The sequence below is a fragment of the Ensifer sp. Root954 genome (assembly GCF_001429005.1).
Taxonomy (GTDB): Bacteria; Pseudomonadota; Alphaproteobacteria; order Rhizobiales; family Rhizobiaceae; genus Ensifer; species Ensifer adhaerens.
This window is the reverse complement of sequence record NZ_LMJM01000052.1, coordinates 599864-618821: the sequence shown is the minus strand read 5'-3', so window position 1 is coordinate 618821 and position 18958 is coordinate 599864. Positions and strand designations below refer to the sequence as shown.

Genomic DNA, 18958 nt, shown 5'->3' with positions numbered 1-18958 from the left:
CGACCGTTTTCCGCCATATCTGTGGGCATCGAAGGACGGCCAATTGAACCGGCCTCCTTCTCAACCCAGCAAGAGGATTTCATCATGTCACGTTTGGAGAACAAGACGGCACTCATCACCGGCGGCACCAGCGGCATCGGTCTCGAAACCGCCCGCCAGTTCATTGCCGAAGGCGCACGCGTTGCCGTCACCGGCACCAATCCGAAGAACATCGCCGAAGCCCGATCCGTCCTTGGCGAGGCTGCGCTCATCATCGAGGCCGATGCCGGCAATGTCGCCGGCCAGGCGGCCGTTGCCGAAAAGATCCGTGCCGCCTTCGGCACGCTCGACATCCTGTTCATCAATGCCGGCATCGCCAAGCTGCAGCCGATCGAAGAGTGGGACGAGGCGAGCTTCGACCGGTCGATCGCCATCAACGTCAAGGGCCCGTACTTCCTGATCCAGGCACTGCTGCCCGTGTTCTCCAAGCGCGCCTCGGTCGTGCTCAACACCTCGATCAACGCCCATATCGGCATGCCGACCTCCAGCGTCTATGCGTTGACCAAGGCGGGCCTGCTGTCGCTGGCCCGCACGCTCTCCGGCGAACTCATCGGCCGCGGCATCCGGGTCAATGCCGTCAGCCCCGGCCCAATCCGCACGCCGCTCCATGACGGCCACGCCCCGACGCCCGAACAAAACAAGCAAGTGGTCGATGCGATCGCCGCGCAGATCCCGCTTGGCCGTTTCGGCGATGCGAGCGAGATCGCCAAGGCCGTGGTCTTCCTCGCTTCGGACGAAGCCACCTTTACCGTCGGTGCCGAACTGATCGTCGATGGCGGCATGGCGACGCTTTAGGACGGCACCGATAAAGAGCTCGAAACCTGATCACCCAAGCGCCGCGGGTCCGACCGACCCGCGGCGCTGTCGTGTTCCCGCCTCTGCCTATCGCCTGCCGTTGGCATCGGCGGCGGAGAAGAGTATATTTTTCCATTCTAATAAAAGGCATCCGTTTGCGGGGAACCGCGAGACGAACACCGATCAGATCTCAGGAGGAGACGATGACGAGTGTCAGATGGATGATGAAGGGGCGTGAGTTCATTCATTGCAATTGCGCCTATGGCTGCCCCTGCCAGTTCAACGCTCTGCCGACCCAAGGCCATTGCAGCGCTGTCGGCGCCTTCGAGATCGAGGAAGGCTATCACGGCGACACGCGGCTCGATGGGCTTCGCGGCGGCCTGATCGCCGCGTGGCCGGGCGCGATCCATGAGGGCAGGGGGCAGGTGGTGCCGATCGTCGACAGCCGCGCATCGGACGAACAGCGCGGCGCGCTGCTGCGCATTATGAGTGGCGAGGATACGGAACCCGGCGCGACCTTCTTCCAGGTCTTCGCAACCACCTTCGAAACCATGTACGATCCGGTCTTTGCCGAGATCGATTTCGAGGTTGATGTTGGCGCCCGAACGGCGCGGCTGAACGTGCCGGGCTGGATCGCCGCACGCGGCGAGCCGATCCTCAATCCCGTGACCGGCGCCGCCCATCAGGCGCGCATCAATCTCCCCCATGGCTTCGAATACGACATTTGCGAAGTCGGGCGCGGATGGGCCGATACGAAAGGGCCGCTGACTTTGGCGCTTGCGGATTCGCATGCCCATTTCGCCCGGATGCATTTGACCGAAAGCGGCGTGATCCACTGACGCCGATGGGAGACACGGCGCTCGAAACCCTGCTTAGACGTGACCGCGTCATCGTCGTGGCGGCGCTGGTCACCCTGACGGCGATCAGCTGGCTCTACATCCTGTGGCTGGCGTCGGCCATGGACATGGCTGGTCCCCCGGCTCCTTCAGCCAGCATGGATATGGGCTCCGGGATGGACATGGATATGCCCATGGACATGCCGGCGGACGAGCCCATGACCATGGGGGCACAGCAGGGCGCCATGGCATCGATGGCGGGCGCGGTTGCCGCTCCCTGGTCAGCCACGACCTTCGCCTATGCCCTCGTCATGTGGGCCGTAATGATGGTCGGCATGATGGTGCCGTCGGCGACGCCGATGATCCTGCTCTATGCCCGTGTCGGCCGCAAGGCCGCCCAACAGGGCAAGCCCTTTGCCGCCACCGGTTTCTTTGCCGCCGGCTATCTGTCGGCCTGGATCCTGTTCGCGCTCGTCGCCGTTCTCGGGCAATGGCTGCTCGATCGCGCCCTGTTGCTCACTCCGGCGCTTGCAAGCGCCAGTGCGGTCCTCAGCGGCATCGTGCTGATTGCTGTCGGCCTGTTCCAGTTCACGCCGCTCAAGGATCGCTGTCTCGGCCAATGCCAGGCGCCGCTGCTTTTCATCCAGTCCCACGGCGGCTTTCGTCGGGAAGCGGGCGGCGCCTTCGGCCTCGGTGTGCGGCACGGGCTCTATTGCGTCGGCTGCTGCTGGGCGCTGATGGCGCTGCTGTTCGTCGGCGGTGTGATGAACGTGCTGTGGATCGCCGCGATCGCCATCTTCGTTCTGGCGGAGAAGGTCGTGCCCGGCGGCAGGATCCTGTCCCGCATCGCTGGTGTAGCGCTCGTTTTAGCCGGGCTGTGGCAGCTCATCGCCCTGCTCTGAAGTAGAAGCGCCGCGCAACCGTTTCCGGCGCGCGGCACTGCAGAAGTCGTCGGGCTTGAAGCCTTAGTCGCTCAGCGTATCGAAGAAATCCTTCATCCGGGCAAAGAAGCCGGTCGATTCCGGATTGTTGTCCTTGGAGGAGATCTCCTCGAATTCCTGCAGCAGTTCGCGCTGGCGCTTGGTCAGCTTCTGCGGCGTTTCGATCTGGATCTGGATGTAGAGGTCGCCCGATTGCGCCGAGCGCAGCACCGGCATGCCCTTGCCCTTCAAGCGGAACTGCTTGCCGGCCTGAGTGCCCTCGGGAACCGTGACGCGCGACTTGGTGCCGTCGAGTGTCGTCACGTCGAACTTGCCGCCAAGAGCAGCCGTCGTCATCGAGATCGGCACGCTGCAATAGAGATCGGCGCCGTCGCGCTGGTAGAACTCATGCGGCCTGACCGAAAGGAAGATGTAGAGGTCGCCCGACGGTCCGCCGCGAAGCCCGGCTTCGCCCTCGCCCGAAAGGCGGATGCGCGTGCCGTCCTCGATGCCGGCCGGAATGTTGACCGAGAGGGTGCGCTCTTCGGTGACCCGGCCCTGGCCGTGGCACTTGCCGCAGGGGTCGGTGATCGTCTGACCGCGCCCGCCGCAAGTGGGGCAGGTGCGTTCGATCGAGAAGAAGCCTTGAGCGGCGCGCACGCGGCCGGAGCCGTGGCAGGTGCCGCAGGTCTTGGGGCTGGTGCCCGGCTTGGCGCCGGAGCCGGTGCAGACGTCGCAGGTAATCGAGGTCGGAACGCGGATCTGCGCCGTTTTGCCGCCGAAGGCTTCCTCGAGCGAGATCTCCATGTTGTAGCGAAGATCGGCGCCGCGCTCGCGGCCGCCCGATGAGCGCCGCTGGCGCCCGCCGCCCATCATCTCGCCGAAGATGTCTTCGAAGATGTCGGAGAAACCGCCGGCACCACCGCCGCCGAAGCCGTTGCCCATGCCGCCCTGCTCGAAAGCCGCATGACCGTAGCGGTCATAGGCCGCCCGCTTCTGCGGGTCCTTGAGCATCTCGTAGGCTTCGTTGATTTCCTTGAAGGTCTTCTCCGCTGCCGCGTCGCCGGGGTTCTTGTCCGGATGATACTTCATCGCGAGCTTGCGGAAGGCGCTCTTCAGCTCCTTTTCGTCGGCGTTCTTGGCAACACCAAGCGTTTCGTAGAGATCACGTTTCATTCGTAGAAGATTATCCTGTTGGCAAGCCAGCGCGATGGCTCGGCGGCTGCCCGTTTACCTTGCCACCGATTTAGTAAACCTTGAAGCGCGATACCATAGCCCGAACGGCGGTAGATACGGTTTTTTGTCGGAAAAGGTACGTTTGCGGCAAGTCACAGTGCCGATCGCCGATATTGCAGGCCCTGACGGGCGAGACCGGCAACAAAAAAGCCCGGGCGAACCCGGGCTTTTCCGTCTGTTTGAAGGGCGACTTAGGCCGAACGCTTGCGATCGTCTTCGTCGTTGACTTCTTCGTAGTCGGCATCGACGACATCGCCGTCACGGGCAGCGTCGGCGGCGGCATCCGCATGAGCGGCTTCCGTCTGCTGCGCTTCGTAGATCGCCTGGCCGAGCTTCATGGAAACTTCCATGAGCGTGTTGGTCTTGGCCTTGATGTCTTCGGCGTCCGGCTCGGAGGCTTCGACGGCGGTCTTCAGCGCGGCAATCGCGTCGGAGATCGCCTTGCGGTCCGTTTCCGAAACCTTGTCGCCGTAATCCTTCAGCGACTTCTCGCTGGAGTGGATCAGGCTTTCGGCCTGGTTCTTGGCTTCCACGCCTTCGCGACGCTTCTTGTCGACTTCAGCGTTGGCTTCGGCGTCCTTGACCATCTTTTCGATGTCGGCGTCGGAGAGGCCGCCAGATGCCTGGATGCGGATCTGGTGTTCCTTGCCGGTGCCTTTGTCCTTGGCCGAAACCTGCACGATGCCGTTGGCATCGATGTCGAAGGTCACTTCGATCTGCGGCATGCCGCGCGGTGCCGGCGGAATGCCGACGAGGTCGAACTGGCCGAGCAGCTTGTTGTCTGCAGCCATTTCACGCTCACCCTGGGAGACGCGGATCGTCACGGCCGACTGGTTGTCGTCGGCGGTCGAGAAGGTCTGCGACTTCTTGGTCGGGATCGTCGTGTTGCGTTCGATCAGGCGGGTGAAGACCCCACCGAGCGTTTCGATGCCGAGCGACAGCGGGGTGACGTCGAGCAGGAGAACGTCCTTGACGTCGCCCTGCAGAACGCCGGCCTGGATGGCGGCGCCCATGGCGACCACTTCATCCGGGTTCACGCCCTTGTGCGGCTCCTTGCCGAACAGCTGCTTGACGGTTTCCTGCACCTTCGGCATGCGGCTCATGCCACCGACGAGAACGACTTCGTCGATCTCGGCAGCCGAGACGCCGGCATCCTTGAGGGCTGCCTTGCACGGCGCGACGGTGCGCTGGATCAGGTCGTCGACAAGCGCTTCGAACTTGGCGCGGGTCAGCTTCATCGTCAGGTGCTTCGGACCGGAAGCGTCAGCCGTGATGAACGGCAGGTTGATTTCGGTCTGCTGCGACGAGGACAGCTCGATCTTGGCCTTTTCAGCGGCTTCCTTCAGGCGCTGAAGAGCGAGCTTGTCGTTCTTCAGGTCGATGCCCTGTTCCTTCTTGAACTCGCCGGCGAGGTACTGGACGAGACGCATGTCGAAGTCTTCGCCACCGAGGAAGGTGTCGCCGTTGGTCGACTTCACTTCGAAGACGCCGTCGCCGATTTCGAGAACCGAGATATCGAAGGTACCACCACCCAAGTCGTAAACGGCGATCGTCTTGCCGTCCTTCTTGTCGAGGCCGTAGGCGAGCGCTGCCGCGGTCGGCTCGTTGATGATGCGCAGAACTTCGAGACCGGCGATCTTGCCGGCATCCTTGGTTGCCTGGCGCTGGGCGTCGTTGAAGTAGGCCGGAACGGTGATGACGGCCTTCTCGACCTTTTCACCGAGGTAGGATTCGGCCGTTTCCTTCATCTTCTGAAGGATCATGGCGGAGATCTGCGACGGGGAGTAATCCGTGCCGTGCGCTTCGACCCAGGCGTCGCCATTGTCGGCCTTGGTAATCTTGTAAGGAACCATGTCCTTGTCTTTTTGCGTGGTCGGGTCCTGGAAGGTCCGGCCGATCAGGCGCTTGATCGCAAAAAGCGTGTTTTCCGGATTGGTGACAGCCTGGCGCTTGGCCGGCTGGCCAACGAGACGCTCGCCGTCTTCGCTGAATGCCACCATCGAGGGGGTCGTGCGCGCACCCTCGGCATTTTCGATCACCTTCGCGTCTTTACCGTCCATGACGGCGACGCAGGAGTTGGTCGTTCCCAGGTCAATACCAATAACTTTAGCCATGTCGTTCTCTCCTTGCAGCGGACTGTCGGAACCCGGTCAGGCATTCGTGAGACAGCCCCTAACGGGATGGTCTTTGGATTTCTTCGCAGCTTAGACTGCGCCGATGCGGCGTATATAAGGACCGGCGTTTCGGACTGCAAGGCATTCTGCGGGGCGTTTGGGGGCAAAAGCAAGCCCGGGATTTGTCTAGCCCGAAATGGGCCATCGGCCGCAGCCTGCCTACAGGCCGGATCCCCTGTCAAATCGAGGTTCACGGGCGGCTCAGCCGCCGGTCAGAATATCGAAAAGCGTGGTGCGGCGCGTGGCCCCGGTCGTCTGGCCGACATCGGCCGGCGGTACCATGCCGCCGTTGCCCTGGTCCGCCGTCTGGCCGCCCCAAGGGGCGCCGCCCTGGTCGACCGGACGCTGCCCGACCGCGACGCCGCCATCGACGCCGACGGGTGCTTCCGGGAAGGCTTCCGGGTCGCCGGACATCAGGTCGCCGGGGGGCGGCGCGGTGCTGTCGTCGAAGACCGGCTGCACGCCGGTCGTCCCGAACAGCGGCGAGGGCGAAAGCCCTTCGTGGGCCGCCATCATGAAATCGTGCCAGGCCTTGGCCGGCAGGCCGCCGCCGGTGACCTTCTTCATCGACTTGCCGTCGTCGTTGCCGAACCAGACGCCGGTCGTGAGATTCGAGGTGTAGCCGACGAACAGCGCGTCGCGGAAGGACTGCGTCGTGCCGGTCTTGCCGGCCGCTTCCCAGCCTTTCAGTTGCGCCTTCTTGCCAGTGCCCTTGGTCAGCACCCGCAGCAGCATCTGGTTCATCTCGCTGACGATCGCCGGATCGAGCACGCGCGGCGGGTTGTCGTAGGTGTTTTCGTAGAGCACCGTTCCGTCCGCCTTGGAAATGCGGCGGATCACGTGCGGCGTCGCCTTGAAGCCGCCATTCATGAAGGGGGCATAGGCCGACGTCAGTTCGACGAGGCTCACTTCCGACGTCCCGAGCGCGATCGAGGCGTTTGCCTGCATCTCGGAATCGATACCGAGGCGGTGCGCGACCTTGACGACGTTGGAAGGACCGACCTCCATGACCAGCTGGGCTGCGATCGTGTTCAGCGAGTTGGCGAGCGCATCGGCAAGCGTCACCTCGCCGCGATATTTCTGGTCGTAATTCTCCGGCGTCCAGTTGCCGATCCGGACCGGACCGTCATTGCGGATCGACATCGGCGTGCGGCCGATCTCCATGGCCGCGGCATAAACGAAGGGCTTGAAGGCCGAGCCCGGCTGGCGCTTGGCCTTGGAGGCGCGGTCGAACTGGCTCTCGGCATAGTCCTTGCCGCCGACGAGCGCCCGGATGGCGCCGGTGCCGTCGACCGAGACGAGGGCGGCCTGCGAGGCGTCGAGCTTCTTGCCGTCGGCGTCCAGCGTCGCGGCAATCACTTCCTCGGCCTTCTTTTCGAGATTGAGGTCGATCGTCGTGTCGATGACCAGGTCTTCCTTGATCTCGCCGATCATGCCCGGAAGCTGGTCCATCACCATGTCGGCGACATAATGCTCGGCGCCCGACCAGTAGCTCTTGGCCTTGGTCGGCGTCTGCGACATCGCCGTCTTGATCTCGCTGTCGGTGACGAAGCCTTCCTCGCGCATCGCGCCCAGCACGATCTGGGCGCGCTCTTCCGCCGCCTTCGGATCACGCGCCGGCGAGAGCCGCGAAGGGGCCTTGAGCAAGCCCGCGAGCAGTGCCGCCTCGCCGAGGTTCACGTCGCGTGCCGACTTGTTGAAGTAGCGCCGCGAGGCCGCTTCGACGCCGTAGGCGTTGGAGCCGAAGAACACCCGGTTGAGATACATCGCCAGGATCTGGTCCTTGGAATATTTCTGCTCGAGCCAGAAGGCGAGCAAGACTTCCTGCACCTTGCGCTCCAGCGTGCGCTCCGGCGACAGGAACAGGTTCTTGGCGAGCTGCTGCGTCAGCGTCGAGCCGCCCTGGACCATGCGGCCCGTAGTGACGTTCGTCAGCATGGCGCGGGCCAGACCTAAGGGGTCGATGCCGAAATGGGAATAGAAGCGCCGGTCTTCGATGGCGATGACTGCCTGCGGGATATAGGGCGACATGTTTTCGAGCGAAAGCGCTTCGCCGCCCGTGGTGCCGCGGTTGGCGATGATGTCGCCGCTGACGGCAAGGATCTTCACGTTCGGCGGGCGATCGGGGATCGACCAGCTTTCGGCGCTCGGCATGCGCGCGCCATAGTAGAGCACCAGGCCGCCGACGCCCATCGCGCCCCAGATGCCGAGCACGATACACCAGTAGAACAGCGTGCGGACAAGGCCGACCAAGCCACCGCCACCGCCACCGGAGCCGCGACGGCCGCCGCCGCGCTTGCCGGCTGGCTTCTTCTTGCCGCTGCTCCTGTTGGTCTGGCCGGAAGATTTGCCGCGTGGCGCCTTGCGGCTCGTGGTCACGCGGTCGCTGGCCTCGACGCGAAAATCGTCGTCGTCATCGTCCTCGTTTCCGCCGAACGAGGGCTCGATCCGCTGTCCTGACCTGCCGCTTGCTGCCATGCCGTTTGATCTATCCCTCACCCCAGCGGTGGCCCTTGGCGCTATCGTTGCGGCCAATCGATTTCGACGGCGGTAACGGCGTCCCACGCCCATCCGCCACGGCGACCGGGTGAACTTTAAATGCGGCAATTTAAGGGGTGGTTAAGAAAGTCGTTGTGAAAAAGCCTGATGGTTCAAAACCTTGACGCTGAGGCGCGCAGGCGCCTCCAGGTCCGAGCCCGTGCTCGCCGGTTCTCACTGGATGGCGTTTCGAAGCGGAGTCTCTTCGACCGATGCCGTGGGGCTTGCCGGATAGGGATCGGTGAAATCGTAGAGCCATTGGCTGAAAGGCATCCGCAGCAGCACCCGCTTGCCCAGATGGTTCATGGCCACCTCCTCGCAGTCGGCGGCCGGGTAGGCCCGACGGCCGCACATGCCGAGCGGGCTGTCGATCAGACGGAAGCCATGTCCCTGATAAACGAGGGCCGTCATCGCTTTGAGTTTGAGGGAGCCGGGCGGCAGCACCACGAGACGGAGGCTGGCAAGCCAGGTCGCAAGGATCAGGACAACGATGAGGGCGGTCGGAATCTGGAGCAGCAATTTCATTTGAGCGCCTGCAATTACTGAGTGAAAATTTATTCTTGGCTTACACGTAGGTGTATGTAGAAAAAGCTGAACAAAAGGAACCTGCCATCAGTAGTTGTGGTTTCTATGAGGTTATCGGTCGCGGCGGTCCTCCGGATGCACCATCCGCGATCCGACGTCAGGGACGATGCCTTTGGCCCTGCCTTTCCTTCACGATTTTGTGCAGTGCAAAATGATGTCTTGAAATTGTTGCGGCGCATAACTATTATACGACTTATCGAAGCGCTGCACCTCCTCCCGCGGCGCCCGATGCGGATCGGCGGCACTCCTCCTCCCAGCTGCCGATCAAGTTCGAGAGCCCCGTGTACCTCCTCCCACACGGGGCTCTTTTCATTTTGCGCTTACGCCCGCGGCTTTCTGCTCATCGGCGTGACGCCGCCCACCGCCTCCCAAATTTACTGAGTCAAACGGATCGCCGGTGCCGCGCCGGACGGTGGCTGGCCTCGTTATCGATCCGCTCGCGAATCCTGCTATGGCTTCGCCTCATTGTTGTGTTCGGCTGCCCGCGCGACAAAGGAGGACTGCCATGAAGCTTCGATCCACCGTCTTTGCCCTCGGCGCATTTGCAGCCCTGAATGGCGAAGCTCTGGCGCAGGACAGCGTCGCCTATGTCGATGACCGGTCCGATGGGGCCGCGCTCGTCCGCTCGCTCTACAACGCCGTCAACCGCAAGGAATATGCCCGCGCCTACGGTTATTTCGGCGAATCGAAACCCGTCGGCGGCTTCAAGGCCTTCACCCGCGGCTATGAGCGCACGGTGTCTGTCGAGATCAAGGTCGGCAAGGTGAAGACGGAGGCCGGGGCGGGCAGTATCTATTCCGCCGTTCCCGTCGCGGTGAAATCGATCGAGAAGCGGGGGCGGGTGCGGTTCTTCGCCGGCTGCTATCTCGCCCGCATCATCAATCCGTCGCTGCAGGTGCCGCCGTTTACACCCTACCAGATCGAAGCGGCGCGCCTGCACGAGGTGAAGGGGCCGCTCGAGCAGGCGCTGCCCACTGTCTGCAACGCGCCCTGATATCCGTGATGGACGTGGTCCCTTCGCCTAGGGGAGGTCGCTTCCCTTTGGCGGCTGGCGCTCCGCCACGAAACGCGCCCGCTCGAACACCAGGATCACGATCAGCGCAAGCACGAACGGGATGACGAGGTAAAGCAGCCGGAAGATCGCAAGCGCCGCAAGCACGGCAGCCGGGTCCATTTCCGGCAAGGCGGCGATGAAAATCAGCTCGAGTACGCCAAGCCCGCCGGGCGCATGCGACAGAAGGGCTGCCGAAAAGGACGCAAGGAAGATCCCGAGAATGACGATATAGCCCGGATTTCCCGCTTCCGGCAGGGCGAAATAGATGATCCCGGCGGCGCCGATCAGCTCCACCGGAGCGATCACCAGCTGCCGGAAAACGATCTTCGGCTTCGGGTAGTGCAGCTGGAACCAGCGCGTGCGGAACGACGGCAGCCCGACGAGACTGCCGATGACATAGAGCCCGATGACGATGAGGATGAGCACGCCGGTCGTGAGCGACATTTCGACCGGCAGGAACTCGGCAAAACGCTCGATGATGTCGGGCCGTACCAGAAGCACGACGGCCGATAGAACCAAGGTCCCGAGCGTGAAGGTGAAGGAGCAGAAGGCGACGAGAACGCCGACTTCGCCCGGGGAAAGCCCCTTGGAGCGGTAGGCGCGGTAGCGTACGACCGCGCCGGAGAACACCGAGGCGCCGAGATTGTGCGACAGCGCGTAGGTCGTGAACGAGCAGAGCGTGATGAACCAGAGCGAAATGCGGTGGCCGAGGTGGTCGAGCGCAAGTCGGTCGTAGGCCGCCAGAGCTGCATAGGCGAGGAGCGTCGAGCCGATCGCCAGAAGCCAGCTCCTCAGCGAAATCGCATTGAAGCTTGCGAGAAACTCGTCGAACGACAGGCCGCGCAGCTCATGATAGAGCGCGTTCACCGAAAACAGGATCGCCAGAAGGCCGACAACGGGCCAGAAATAGGTCTGCAGCCGCTTCATGCCGGTGCCGCGATGGATGCGAGGGCGTGGCGGGGTTGTTTCAAGGACACTTCCGTTGCAGCGGCCGGAGGGTTTCTCCGAGCGGAGACGTTCAGTTTTCTGAGCCGCTTTGTCATAACGTCACGCCCGCAGCGCGACGCTTCGGTCCTTACCCTTGCCAACGATCCGATTTCCCTTTGTGATTTGTTTCACAAAAAGGAAGCACCTGAGACCCCGGAGGTCAAGGATTGACGGCCCGCCGACAACGGAGAAACCGCCGGGAAACAGTGAAGGGGAAACGGTAAAGCGTGGACATCCCGCCGATCGGGCAGAGATGCATGCGCGTCGATGGAGCGCTTGCGCGCGAGGGCTGCATCAGCTCCAGCCACGCAACCATAGCGAAGAAGCCGTGGCGGAAGGCTCCGCCACGGCTTCCGGGGTCAAGTGACTCGGGCGGGATGCGCGCAGAAAATCGCGCCCCTTCCCGCACCGATCATCAGGCGGCGAGCGCGTCGAGGATACGGATCCAGGAGCGGATGCCCTTGTGATAGGACTGCAGCTCGTACTTCTCGTTCGGCGAATGGATGCGGTCGTCGGAAAGACCGAAGCCGACGAGCAGCGATTCCATGCCGAGCATCTTCTGGAAGTCGCCGACGATCGGGATCGAGCCACCCATGCCGATGATGACGGCCGGCTTCGGCCACTCGTCGGACAGGGCCACCTTCGCCGTGTTGAGCAGCGGCGATTCGTATGGAAGATGGATCGCTGGCGAACCACCATGGGCATGGAACTCGACCGAGCAGTCGGCCGGAACCTTGGAGCGCACATAAGCGCGGAAGGCTTCGCGGATCTTTTCCGGGTTCTGGTTGCCGACCAGGCGGAAGGAAACCTTTGCCGAAGCCTCGGCCGCGATCACCGTCTTGAAGCCTTCGCCGGTATAGCCGCCGGTGATGCCGTTGACTTCCGCGGTCGGCCGCGCCCAGGTCAGTTCCAGCACCGAGCGGTTCTTTTCACCCGACGGGATCGAAAGGCCGATTTCGCCGAGGAACTTCTCTGCCGTCTGGCCGAGCGTTTCCCAGGCCGCCTTGATCTGGGCCGGGGTCTCTTCGACGCCGTCGTAGAAGCCTGGCAGCGTCACGCGGCTGTTTTCGTCATGAAGGCCGGCGAGAATGGTGGTGAGGATGCGGATCGGGTTGGCGGCAGCACCACCGAAATAACCGGAATGCAGGTCGCGGTCGGCAGCCCGGACGATGACTTCTTCGCCGACGAGGCCGCGCAGGCCAGCGGAGATCGCCGGCGTATCGCGGTCCCACATGCTGGTGTCGCAGACCAGCGCATAGTCGGCCTTGAGTTCGGCGGCATTGGCTTCGAGGAAGGGCTTCAGCGACGGCGAGCCGGATTCCTCTTCGCCTTCGAATAGGATGGTGACGCGGCAGGGCAGGGCGCCATGCACGTCCTTGTAGGCGCGCACCGCCTCGACGAAGGTCAGGAGCTGGCCCTTGTCGTCAGCCGTGCCACGGCCGGTGATCACCTTGCGGCCGGGTTCGATTTCCTTGATGCCGGGCTCGAACGGATCCGTGTCCCAGAGGTTCAGCGGATCGACCGGCTGTACGTCATAGTGGCCATAGAACAGCACATGCGGCGCATCGGGCTTGGCGCCGTCATGGTGGGCGACGACCATCGGATGGCCGGGGGTGTCGCGCACCGATGCGGTGAAGCCGAGGCTGTTGAGTTCGGCCACCAGCCATTCGGCCGCCTTGCGGCATTCCGCCTTGAAGGCCGGGTCGGTCGAGATCGACTTGATCCGAACGAGGTCGAACAGCCGGTCGAGGCTCCTTGGCAGGTTGGCGTCTGCGCGTTCGAGAACGGGGGTGATGTCAGCCATCATGCATATCCTTGCTTCAAGTTTCGCCGGAACCTACTGCATGTGCCGCCAAAGCGAAATCGATTTGAGCGATTTTGGGCCGAGGTCTCAGGTGACGGTGAACGGAGAGCCCGGCGCGTCGGCAAGGTGAGCGCCGGGGCGCCCGGATCGACGCGTCTGCCCCCGCTTTAGAACGGGCGAACGCCCGCTTTAAGCCAATTTTTTTGATGGAATGATCATAAGGGGGTGGTGCGTCAGGCGCGACTGTCGCTGCGTGCCACGCTCGCGAGCGCCATGCGCATATATTCGAGCATCAGTTCGCGTTCGAAATTCCTGAGGCCGGCAAGCAGCGACTGGTCGGCGGCAAGCGCTGCCTCCTTGGCGGCCGCCTCCATCTCCTTTGCCTTTTCGGTGAGGTAGATCTGCTGCGAGCGCTTGTCCTGCGGATGCTTGCGGCGGAGGATGAGCCCGTCGCGCTCCATGCGCGAGAGCGTGTTTGCCATCGTCGCCTGTTCGATGTCGAGGCGATCGAGCAGTTGTTTCTGCGTCAGGCCTTCCTCGGCCCAAAGCTCGAGCAGGATGGGAAACTGACCGGGCGCAAAACCAAGCTTCTGGCCGCGCTCGTGAAGCGCGCGCGAAAAGCTCTTAGCCAGCAGGCTGGCCAGGTAGGTCGCAGATTCCATACGATTGAAGGCCATGCCTATCGGTACGCCCGAACCGCCATGAAGACAAGTTACAATGCAGGCGATGGACCTTGAGACCGCCGGGTCTCACCGGGATTTGAGCGGAGGTGATCGGACGGCAGAAACAAAAAACCGTCACGGTGCGGAGGCGGCGCCGTGACGGTCTTTTGAAAACGGGACAAAGGCCCGGAGAGGGGGATAAGGCCTTTGTCCTCATCTGGTGCGGGCGGGGGACAGGCCAATCACCAGAAGACGGCATCACTCGGTGCCGTTGAGTAAGATTTGAGGATTCAAATGTGGCTTTTCAAGGATACCAGGGCTGAATCGGACATTACAAATATGTAACGTTTGCGTGAAGCCGAACGGGCGCTTGCGAAGCCTTTTGGCGCTCGATCCCAAGGCGAAATCAGCCCCCGTTTTCGCAATCCGCGGTGGCGATCGCGGCCACCGCGACCGGTGGAGAATGTAGTGTCTGGCGGGAAAACCGCAATGGACCTTTGGCTTGCCCCGCGCTATCCATTTGCCCATGAAAAACGGTGATCATCTCTTCCTCGTCGACGGCTCCGGATTCATCTTCCGGGCGTTCCACGCCATCCCGCCGCTCAACCGCAAATCCGATGGCCTTCCGGTCAACGCGGTATCGGGTTTCTGCAACATGTTGTGGAAGCTGCTCACCGATGCGCGCGACACCTCGGTCGGCGTCACGCCGACCCATTTCGCGGTCATCTTCGACTATTCGTCGAAGACCTTCCGCAACGCGCTCTACGATCAGTACAAGGCGAACCGCACGGCGCCGCCGGAAGATCTGATCCCGCAGTTCGGGCTGATCCGTCACGCGACCCGCGCCTTCAACCTGCCCTGCATCGAGAAGGAAGGCTATGAGGCCGACGACCTGATCGCCACCTACGCCCGGCTTGCAGAAGCCGCCGGCGCCGGCGTCACCATCGTCTCGTCCGACAAGGACCTGATGCAGCTCGTGACCTCGAACGTGTCGATGTACGACAGCATGAAGGACAAGCAGATCTCGATCCCGGAAGTGATCGAGAAATGGGGCGTGCCGCCGGAAAAGATGATCGACCTGCAGGCGATGACCGGTGACTCCACCGACAATGTCCCGGGCATTCCCGGCATTGGCCCGAAGACGGCGGCACAGCTGCTCGATGAGTACGGCGATCTCGAAACGCTGCTGGCCCGCGCCGGCGAGATCAAGCAGGCCAAGCGCCGCGAGAACATCATCGCCAATGCCGATCTCGCTCGTCTGTCGCGCCAGCTCGTCGAACTCAAGACCGACACGCCGCTCGACGTTCCGCTCGAAGAGCTGAGCCTCGAGCCGCAGAACGGTCCGAAGCTGATCGCCTTCCTGAAGGCGATGGAATTCACAACGCTGACGCGTCGCGTCGCCGCCGCGACCGGTACGGACGCCGATGCCGTTGAAGCAGCCTTGGTGCCGGTAGAATGGGGCGCCGAGGCGCGCGGCCCTGATCTCGACAAGGGAGATGGGGCGGAAAAGGTCAGCGAGGGCTCCTCCACCGCGGCTGCCGCCCGTGGCGAGGCTGCGCAAGCCGCCGCCGTCCTGTCGCGTGCCGGCGAAGCGAATGGCGCGGACGCGACGCCTGAGGCGCTCGCTGCGGCACGCGCTGAAATCTTCGCCAAGGCGCCGAGGGATCAGAGCGCCTATGTGACGATCCGCGACATCGCCACTCTCGACCGGTGGATATCGGACGCGCGCGAAGCCGGTGTCGTCGGCTTCGACACGGAAACGACCTCGCTCGATGCAATGCAGGCGGACCTCGTCGGCTTCTCGCTGGCGATCGCCGACCACAAGGCCGACCCGACCGGCGCCTCGATCCGGGCGGCCTATGTGCCGCTGATCCACAAGACCGGCGTCGGCGACTTGCTCGGCGGCGGGCTCGCCGAAAACCAGATCCCGACCGCAGAAGCCTTGAGCCGGCTGAAGCGCCTGCTGGAGGACCCTTCGGTCCTCAAGGTCGCCCAGAACCTGAAATACGATTACCTCGTGATGAAGCGGCACGGCATCACCGTCGAAAGCTTCGACGACACGATGCTGATGTCCTACGTCGTCGATGCCGGCAACGGCACCCATGGCATGGACTCGCTGTCTGAGCGCTGGCTGAACCACAAGCCGATCGCCTACAAGGACATCACCGGAACCGGCAAATCCTCGGTGACCTTCGACTTCGTCGATATCGACCGGGCAACCGCTTACGCGGCTGAGGATGCGGACGTCACGCTCAGGCTCTGGCATATCCTGAAGGTTCGATTGGCCGCCAAGGGGCTGACGCGCGTCTATGAGCGGCTGGAGCGACCCCTGGTTGCCGTTCTGGCACGCATGGAAGACCGCGGCATCACCGTCGACCGCCAGATCCTCTCGCGGCTTTCGGGCGAGCTCGCCCAGGGCGCAGCCGGGCTCGAGGACGAGATCTACAAGCTCGCTGGCGAAACCTTCACCATCGGTTCGCCGAAGCAGCTCGGCGATATCCTCTTCGGCAAGATGGGCTTTGCCGGCGGCTCGAAGACCAAGACCGGGCAATGGTCGACCTCGGCACAGGTTCTGGAAGACCTGGCAGCCGAAGGCCACGAACTGCCACGCAAGATCGTCGACTGGCGACAGCTGACCAAGCTCAAGTCCACCTATACCGATGCGCTTCCGGGCTTCGTCCATCCGGAGACGAAGCGCGTGCATACGTCCTATGCGCTTGCCGCCACGACCACCGGCCGCCTGTCGTCGTCCGATCCGAACCTGCAGAACATTCCGGTGCGCACCGCCGAAGGCCGCAAGATCCGCACCGCCTTCATCGCAACGCCCGGCCACAAGCTCGTCTCGGCCGACTACAGCCAGATCGAACTGCGCGTGCTTGCCCATGTTGCGGACATTCCGCAGCTTCGCCAGGCCTTTGCCGATGGCGTCGACATTCATGCGATGACCGCATCGGAAATGTTCGGCGTTCCGGTCGAGGGCATGCCGAGCGAAATCCGCCGGCGCGCCAAGGCGATTAACTTCGGTATCATCTACGGCATCTCCGCCTTCGGCCTTGCCAACCAGCTGTCGATCGAGCGCTCCGAAGCCAGCGACTACATCAAGCGCTATTTCGAGCGTTTCCCCGGCATCCGCGACTACATGGAGGGCACCAAGGTGTTTGCCCGCGAGCACGGCTACGTCGAGACGATCTTCGGTCGCCGCGCCCACTATCCGGACATCCGCTCGTCGATCCCGTCGCACCGTGCCTTCAACGAGCGCGCCGCGATCAATGCGCCGATCCAGGGCTCGGCCGCCGACATCATCCGCCGCGCCATGGTGAAGATGGAGCCGGCGCTGGCCGAGGCGAAGCTTTCGGCCCGCATGCTGCTGCAGGTGCACGACGAACTGATCTTCGAGGTCGAGGACGCCGAGGTCGAAAACACCATTCCGGTTGTCGTCTCGGTGATGGAGAACGCCGCCATGCCGGCGCTCGACATGAAGGTGCCGCTGAAGGTCGATGCGCGCGCGGCGACCAACTGGGACGAGGCGCACTGATCTAGTCGGTGCACACCGGGTTTTTGATGGAAACCTCTCAGAAAACCTCAAAAGCCGAATGCGACGAATCTTGCAGCGCCCGGGGGCATTCCATGCTCCCGGGCGCCTTTCCATCAGGATGATAGAAAGCGTCAGTCGTCGCAGCCGGAACGATTGCCGGCGCGTTCAACTCCTCATAGGCAGCCTTTGGGAAGGGGCTCGAGCCTCATCCGAAACGGCTGCAATCGGAGGAGATCATGGCGCCGAAGACCTTCATTCTTGTCCTGTCCTGCGACGACAAACCCGGCATTGTCGCCGCCGTCACCACGGAGCTTGCCGCCCTTGGCGCAAACATCGCCGAGAGCAACCAGTTCTGGGATACCAAGACCAACAGCTTCTTCATGCGCATCGCCTTCCAGGTTGCAGCGAGCGTTCAGGCTGGTGATGTCGAGCGGGCGCTTCGCCCGGCCGTCGAGCGTTTCCAGATGCGGACCACGCTCACGGATGCTGCGGTCAAGCCGAAGATCCTGGTCCTCGTCTCCAAGTTCGACCATGCGCTCCTGCACCTGCTTTACCAGATCCGTGTCGGCTGGTTGAACGCGGAGGTCGTCGCCATCGTCTCCAACCACGAAGACAGCCGGCGTACGGCTGAAGCCGAAGGGCTCGCCTATCACTGTTGGTCGGTATCGAAGGACAACAAGGCCGAGCAGGAGGAAAGGCTTCTGCGACTGGTCCAGGAGACCGGCGCCGATCTCGTCATCCTTGCCCGCTACATGCAGGTGTTTTCCGACAATCTGTCGAAGCGCCTCTACGGCAAGGCGATCAACATCCACCATTCGTTCCTGCCGAGCTTCAAGGGCGCCAAGCCCTATCATCAGGCGCATGAGCGTGGCGTGAAGCTGATCGGGGCGACGGCGCACTACGTCACGCCGGACCTCGACGAAGGCCCGATCATCGAACAGGAAACCGAACGCGTCAGCCATGCCTTGACGGCGGAAGATTTCGTCGCCACCGGCCGCGATATCGAAAGCCGGGTGCTGGCGCGCGCCGTCAAGCTGCACCTGGAGCGGCGCGTCATGCTCAACGGTCACAAGACGGTCGTGTTCAGCTAGAGGGTTCCGGAAGGCGCCTCATGTAGCCGGTACTCACAGGGGTGCCGGCTACAGCTGTTACAGGCGGGCTACGACGGCGGTCGCGGTAACGGCCGGCGCGCGGAAGCTGGCAAAGAGCCGGCTCAGGCCCTCGCGTCCCTCGGCCGTCAGATCGAAGGTGCGGCCGAACAGCAGCCATTCCGTACAGAGCCCGAGCATCATCCAGTGCAGGGTCCGCGTCGCGGAGGCGGGGGTCCAGGTCTCGTGCATCTGCCCCTTGGCAAGCGCGCGGGAAAAAGCGAGTTCGAGCACGACATTGTGGTGCTCGTCGAGTTCCTTCTGGCGGGCGAGGACCTCGCCCAGGTCGCCGTCGTAATTGGTGCGCAACATGATCGTCAGAATGCGCTGGCGCTGCTCGTCGGCGGCCAGAACATCCAGCCAGTCGCCCATGGCACCTTCGAGGATGGAGAGTGTATCGGCAGCTTCCGCTTCGATCTCGCGGGCGACCATGTCTTCCTGCGGCAAGGGCACAGCGTCGTGCAGCGCGAGGAACAGGTCGGTCTTGTTGGCAAAGTGCCAGTAGATGGCGCCACGGGTCACGCCGGCGGCCTTGGCTATTTCTTCGAGCGTCGTGTTCGAGACGCCCTTTTCGTAGAAGACGCGCTCGGCGGCGCTCAGGATCTTCTGTCTTGTTGCTTCTGCATCGGCCTTTGTTCGGCGCAT

Annotated in this window: 14 protein-coding genes; 6 read left to right on the top strand and 8 right to left on the bottom strand. The window is 63.1% G+C overall.

Annotation, left to right across the window (positions count from 1 at the left end):
- Positions 1–84: 84 nt before the first annotated feature.
- From ASE71_RS33580 to ASE71_RS33570, 3 genes are all read left to right on the top strand, one after another.
- A complete protein-coding gene (locus ASE71_RS33580) occupies positions 85–834 on the top strand; it encodes an SDR family oxidoreductase (protein ID WP_034805296.1) in 750 nt (249 codons plus the stop codon).
- 203 nt (positions 835–1037) lie between these two features.
- Positions 1038–1673 carry a DUF1326 domain-containing protein gene (locus tag ASE71_RS33575; protein ID WP_060519446.1) on the top strand — a complete coding sequence of 212 codons (636 nt, stop codon included), beginning with the start codon at positions 1038–1040 and terminating at the stop codon, positions 1671–1673.
- A 5-nt stretch (positions 1674–1678) separates the two neighbouring features.
- A complete protein-coding gene (locus tag ASE71_RS33570; RefSeq protein ID WP_113544674.1) occupies positions 1679–2572 on the top strand; it encodes a DUF2182 domain-containing protein in 894 nt (297 codons plus the stop codon).
- Positions 2573–2635: 63 nt separating this feature from the next.
- On the opposite strand, the gene dnaJ is transcribed toward ASE71_RS33570, so the two are convergent.
- The 4 genes from dnaJ to ASE71_RS33550 all read right to left on the bottom strand — a co-directional run bounded on the left by dnaJ (position 2636) and on the right by ASE71_RS33550 (position 9063).
- A complete protein-coding gene (gene dnaJ, locus ASE71_RS33565) occupies positions 2636–3766 on the bottom strand; it encodes a molecular chaperone DnaJ (protein WP_034804924.1) in 1131 nt (376 codons plus the stop codon).
- 251 nt (positions 3767–4017) lie between these two features.
- Positions 4018–5940, bottom strand: coding sequence for a molecular chaperone DnaK (dnaK, locus tag ASE71_RS33560; RefSeq protein ID WP_034804922.1), 1923 nt, complete (start codon positions 5938–5940; stop codon positions 4018–4020).
- 261 nt (positions 5941–6201) lie between these two features.
- Entirely contained in the window at positions 6202–8478 is a 2277-nt protein-coding gene (locus tag ASE71_RS33555; RefSeq protein ID WP_060519448.1) for a transglycosylase domain-containing protein, read from the bottom strand.
- A 234-nt stretch (positions 8479–8712) separates the two neighbouring features.
- A complete protein-coding gene (locus ASE71_RS33550) occupies positions 8713–9063 on the bottom strand; it encodes a hypothetical protein (protein WP_060519451.1) in 351 nt (116 codons plus the stop codon).
- A gap of 565 nt (positions 9064–9628) precedes the next feature.
- On the opposite strand from ASE71_RS33550, the gene ASE71_RS33545 reads away from it, so the two are divergent.
- Positions 9629–10117, top strand: coding sequence for a hypothetical protein (locus tag ASE71_RS33545; RefSeq protein WP_060519453.1), 489 nt, complete (start codon positions 9629–9631; stop codon positions 10115–10117).
- A gap of 27 nt (positions 10118–10144) precedes the next feature.
- Here ASE71_RS33545 and ASE71_RS33540 read toward each other — a convergent pair whose 3' ends face one another.
- From ASE71_RS33540 to ASE71_RS33530, 3 genes are all read right to left on the bottom strand, one after another.
- Entirely contained in the window at positions 10145–11104 is a 960-nt protein-coding gene (locus ASE71_RS33540; protein ID WP_034804910.1) for a lysylphosphatidylglycerol synthase transmembrane domain-containing protein, read from the bottom strand.
- Between the two features lie 475 nt (positions 11105–11579).
- Positions 11580–12971 (bottom strand): M20/M25/M40 family metallo-hydrolase, encoded by a 1392-nt coding sequence (locus ASE71_RS33535; protein WP_089043078.1) that lies wholly within the window; start codon positions 12969–12971, stop codon positions 11580–11582.
- A 230-nt stretch (positions 12972–13201) separates the two neighbouring features.
- Positions 13202–13645, bottom strand: coding sequence for a MarR family winged helix-turn-helix transcriptional regulator (locus tag ASE71_RS33530; RefSeq protein WP_060519455.1), 444 nt, complete (start codon positions 13643–13645; stop codon positions 13202–13204).
- A gap of 511 nt (positions 13646–14156) precedes the next feature.
- On the opposite strand from ASE71_RS33530, the gene polA reads away from it, so the two are divergent.
- Positions 14157–17165, top strand: coding sequence for a DNA polymerase I (gene polA / locus ASE71_RS33525; RefSeq protein WP_060519456.1), 3009 nt, complete (start codon positions 14157–14159; stop codon positions 17163–17165).
- 236 nt (positions 17166–17401) lie between these two features.
- On the top strand, positions 17402–18256 hold the full coding sequence (gene purU / locus ASE71_RS33520; RefSeq protein WP_051659688.1) for a formyltetrahydrofolate deformylase: 855 nt from the start codon (positions 17402–17404) through the stop codon (positions 18254–18256).
- Positions 18257–18313: 57 nt separating this feature from the next.
- On the opposite strand, the gene ASE71_RS33515 is transcribed toward purU, so the two are convergent.
- Positions 18314–18958 (bottom strand): TetR family transcriptional regulator (locus ASE71_RS33515; RefSeq protein ID WP_034804901.1); only part of this gene is annotated, 645 nt, incomplete at its 5' end.

Excerpts from the sequence above, each read along its gene's own strand:
- ASE71_RS33580 (WP_034805296.1), top strand. The coding sequence starts at position 85 with ATGTCACGTTTGGAGAACAAGACGGCACTCATCACCGGCGGCACCAGC.
- ASE71_RS33575 (WP_060519446.1), top strand. The coding sequence starts at position 1,038 with ATGACGAGTGTCAGATGGATGATGAAGGGGCGTGAGTTCATTCATTGC.
- ASE71_RS33570 (WP_113544674.1), top strand. The coding sequence starts at position 1,679 with ATGGGAGACACGGCGCTCGAAACCCTGCTTAGACGTGACCGCGTCATC.
- dnaJ (WP_034804924.1), bottom strand. The coding sequence starts at position 3,766 with ATGAAACGTGATCTCTACGAAACGCTTGGTGTTGCCAAGAACGCCGAC.
- dnaK (WP_034804922.1), bottom strand. The coding sequence starts at position 5,940 with ATGGCTAAAGTTATTGGTATTGACCTGGGAACGACCAACTCCTGCGTC.
- ASE71_RS33555 (WP_060519448.1), bottom strand. The coding sequence starts at position 8,478 with ATGGCAGCAAGCGGCAGGTCAGGACAGCGGATCGAGCCCTCGTTCGGC.
- ASE71_RS33550 (WP_060519451.1), bottom strand. The coding sequence starts at position 9,063 with ATGAAATTGCTGCTCCAGATTCCGACCGCCCTCATCGTTGTCCTGATC.
- ASE71_RS33545 (WP_060519453.1), top strand. The coding sequence starts at position 9,629 with ATGAAGCTTCGATCCACCGTCTTTGCCCTCGGCGCATTTGCAGCCCTG.
- ASE71_RS33540 (WP_034804910.1), bottom strand. The coding sequence starts at position 11,104 with ATGAAGCGGCTGCAGACCTATTTCTGGCCCGTTGTCGGCCTTCTGGCG.
- ASE71_RS33535 (WP_089043078.1), bottom strand. The coding sequence starts at position 12,971 with ATGATGGCTGACATCACCCCCGTTCTCGAACGCGCAGACGCCAACCTG.
- ASE71_RS33530 (WP_060519455.1), bottom strand. The coding sequence starts at position 13,645 with ATGGCCTTCAATCGTATGGAATCTGCGACCTACCTGGCCAGCCTGCTG.
- polA (WP_060519456.1), top strand. The coding sequence starts at position 14,157 with ATGAAAAACGGTGATCATCTCTTCCTCGTCGACGGCTCCGGATTCATC.
- purU (WP_051659688.1), top strand. The coding sequence starts at position 17,402 with ATGGCGCCGAAGACCTTCATTCTTGTCCTGTCCTGCGACGACAAACCC.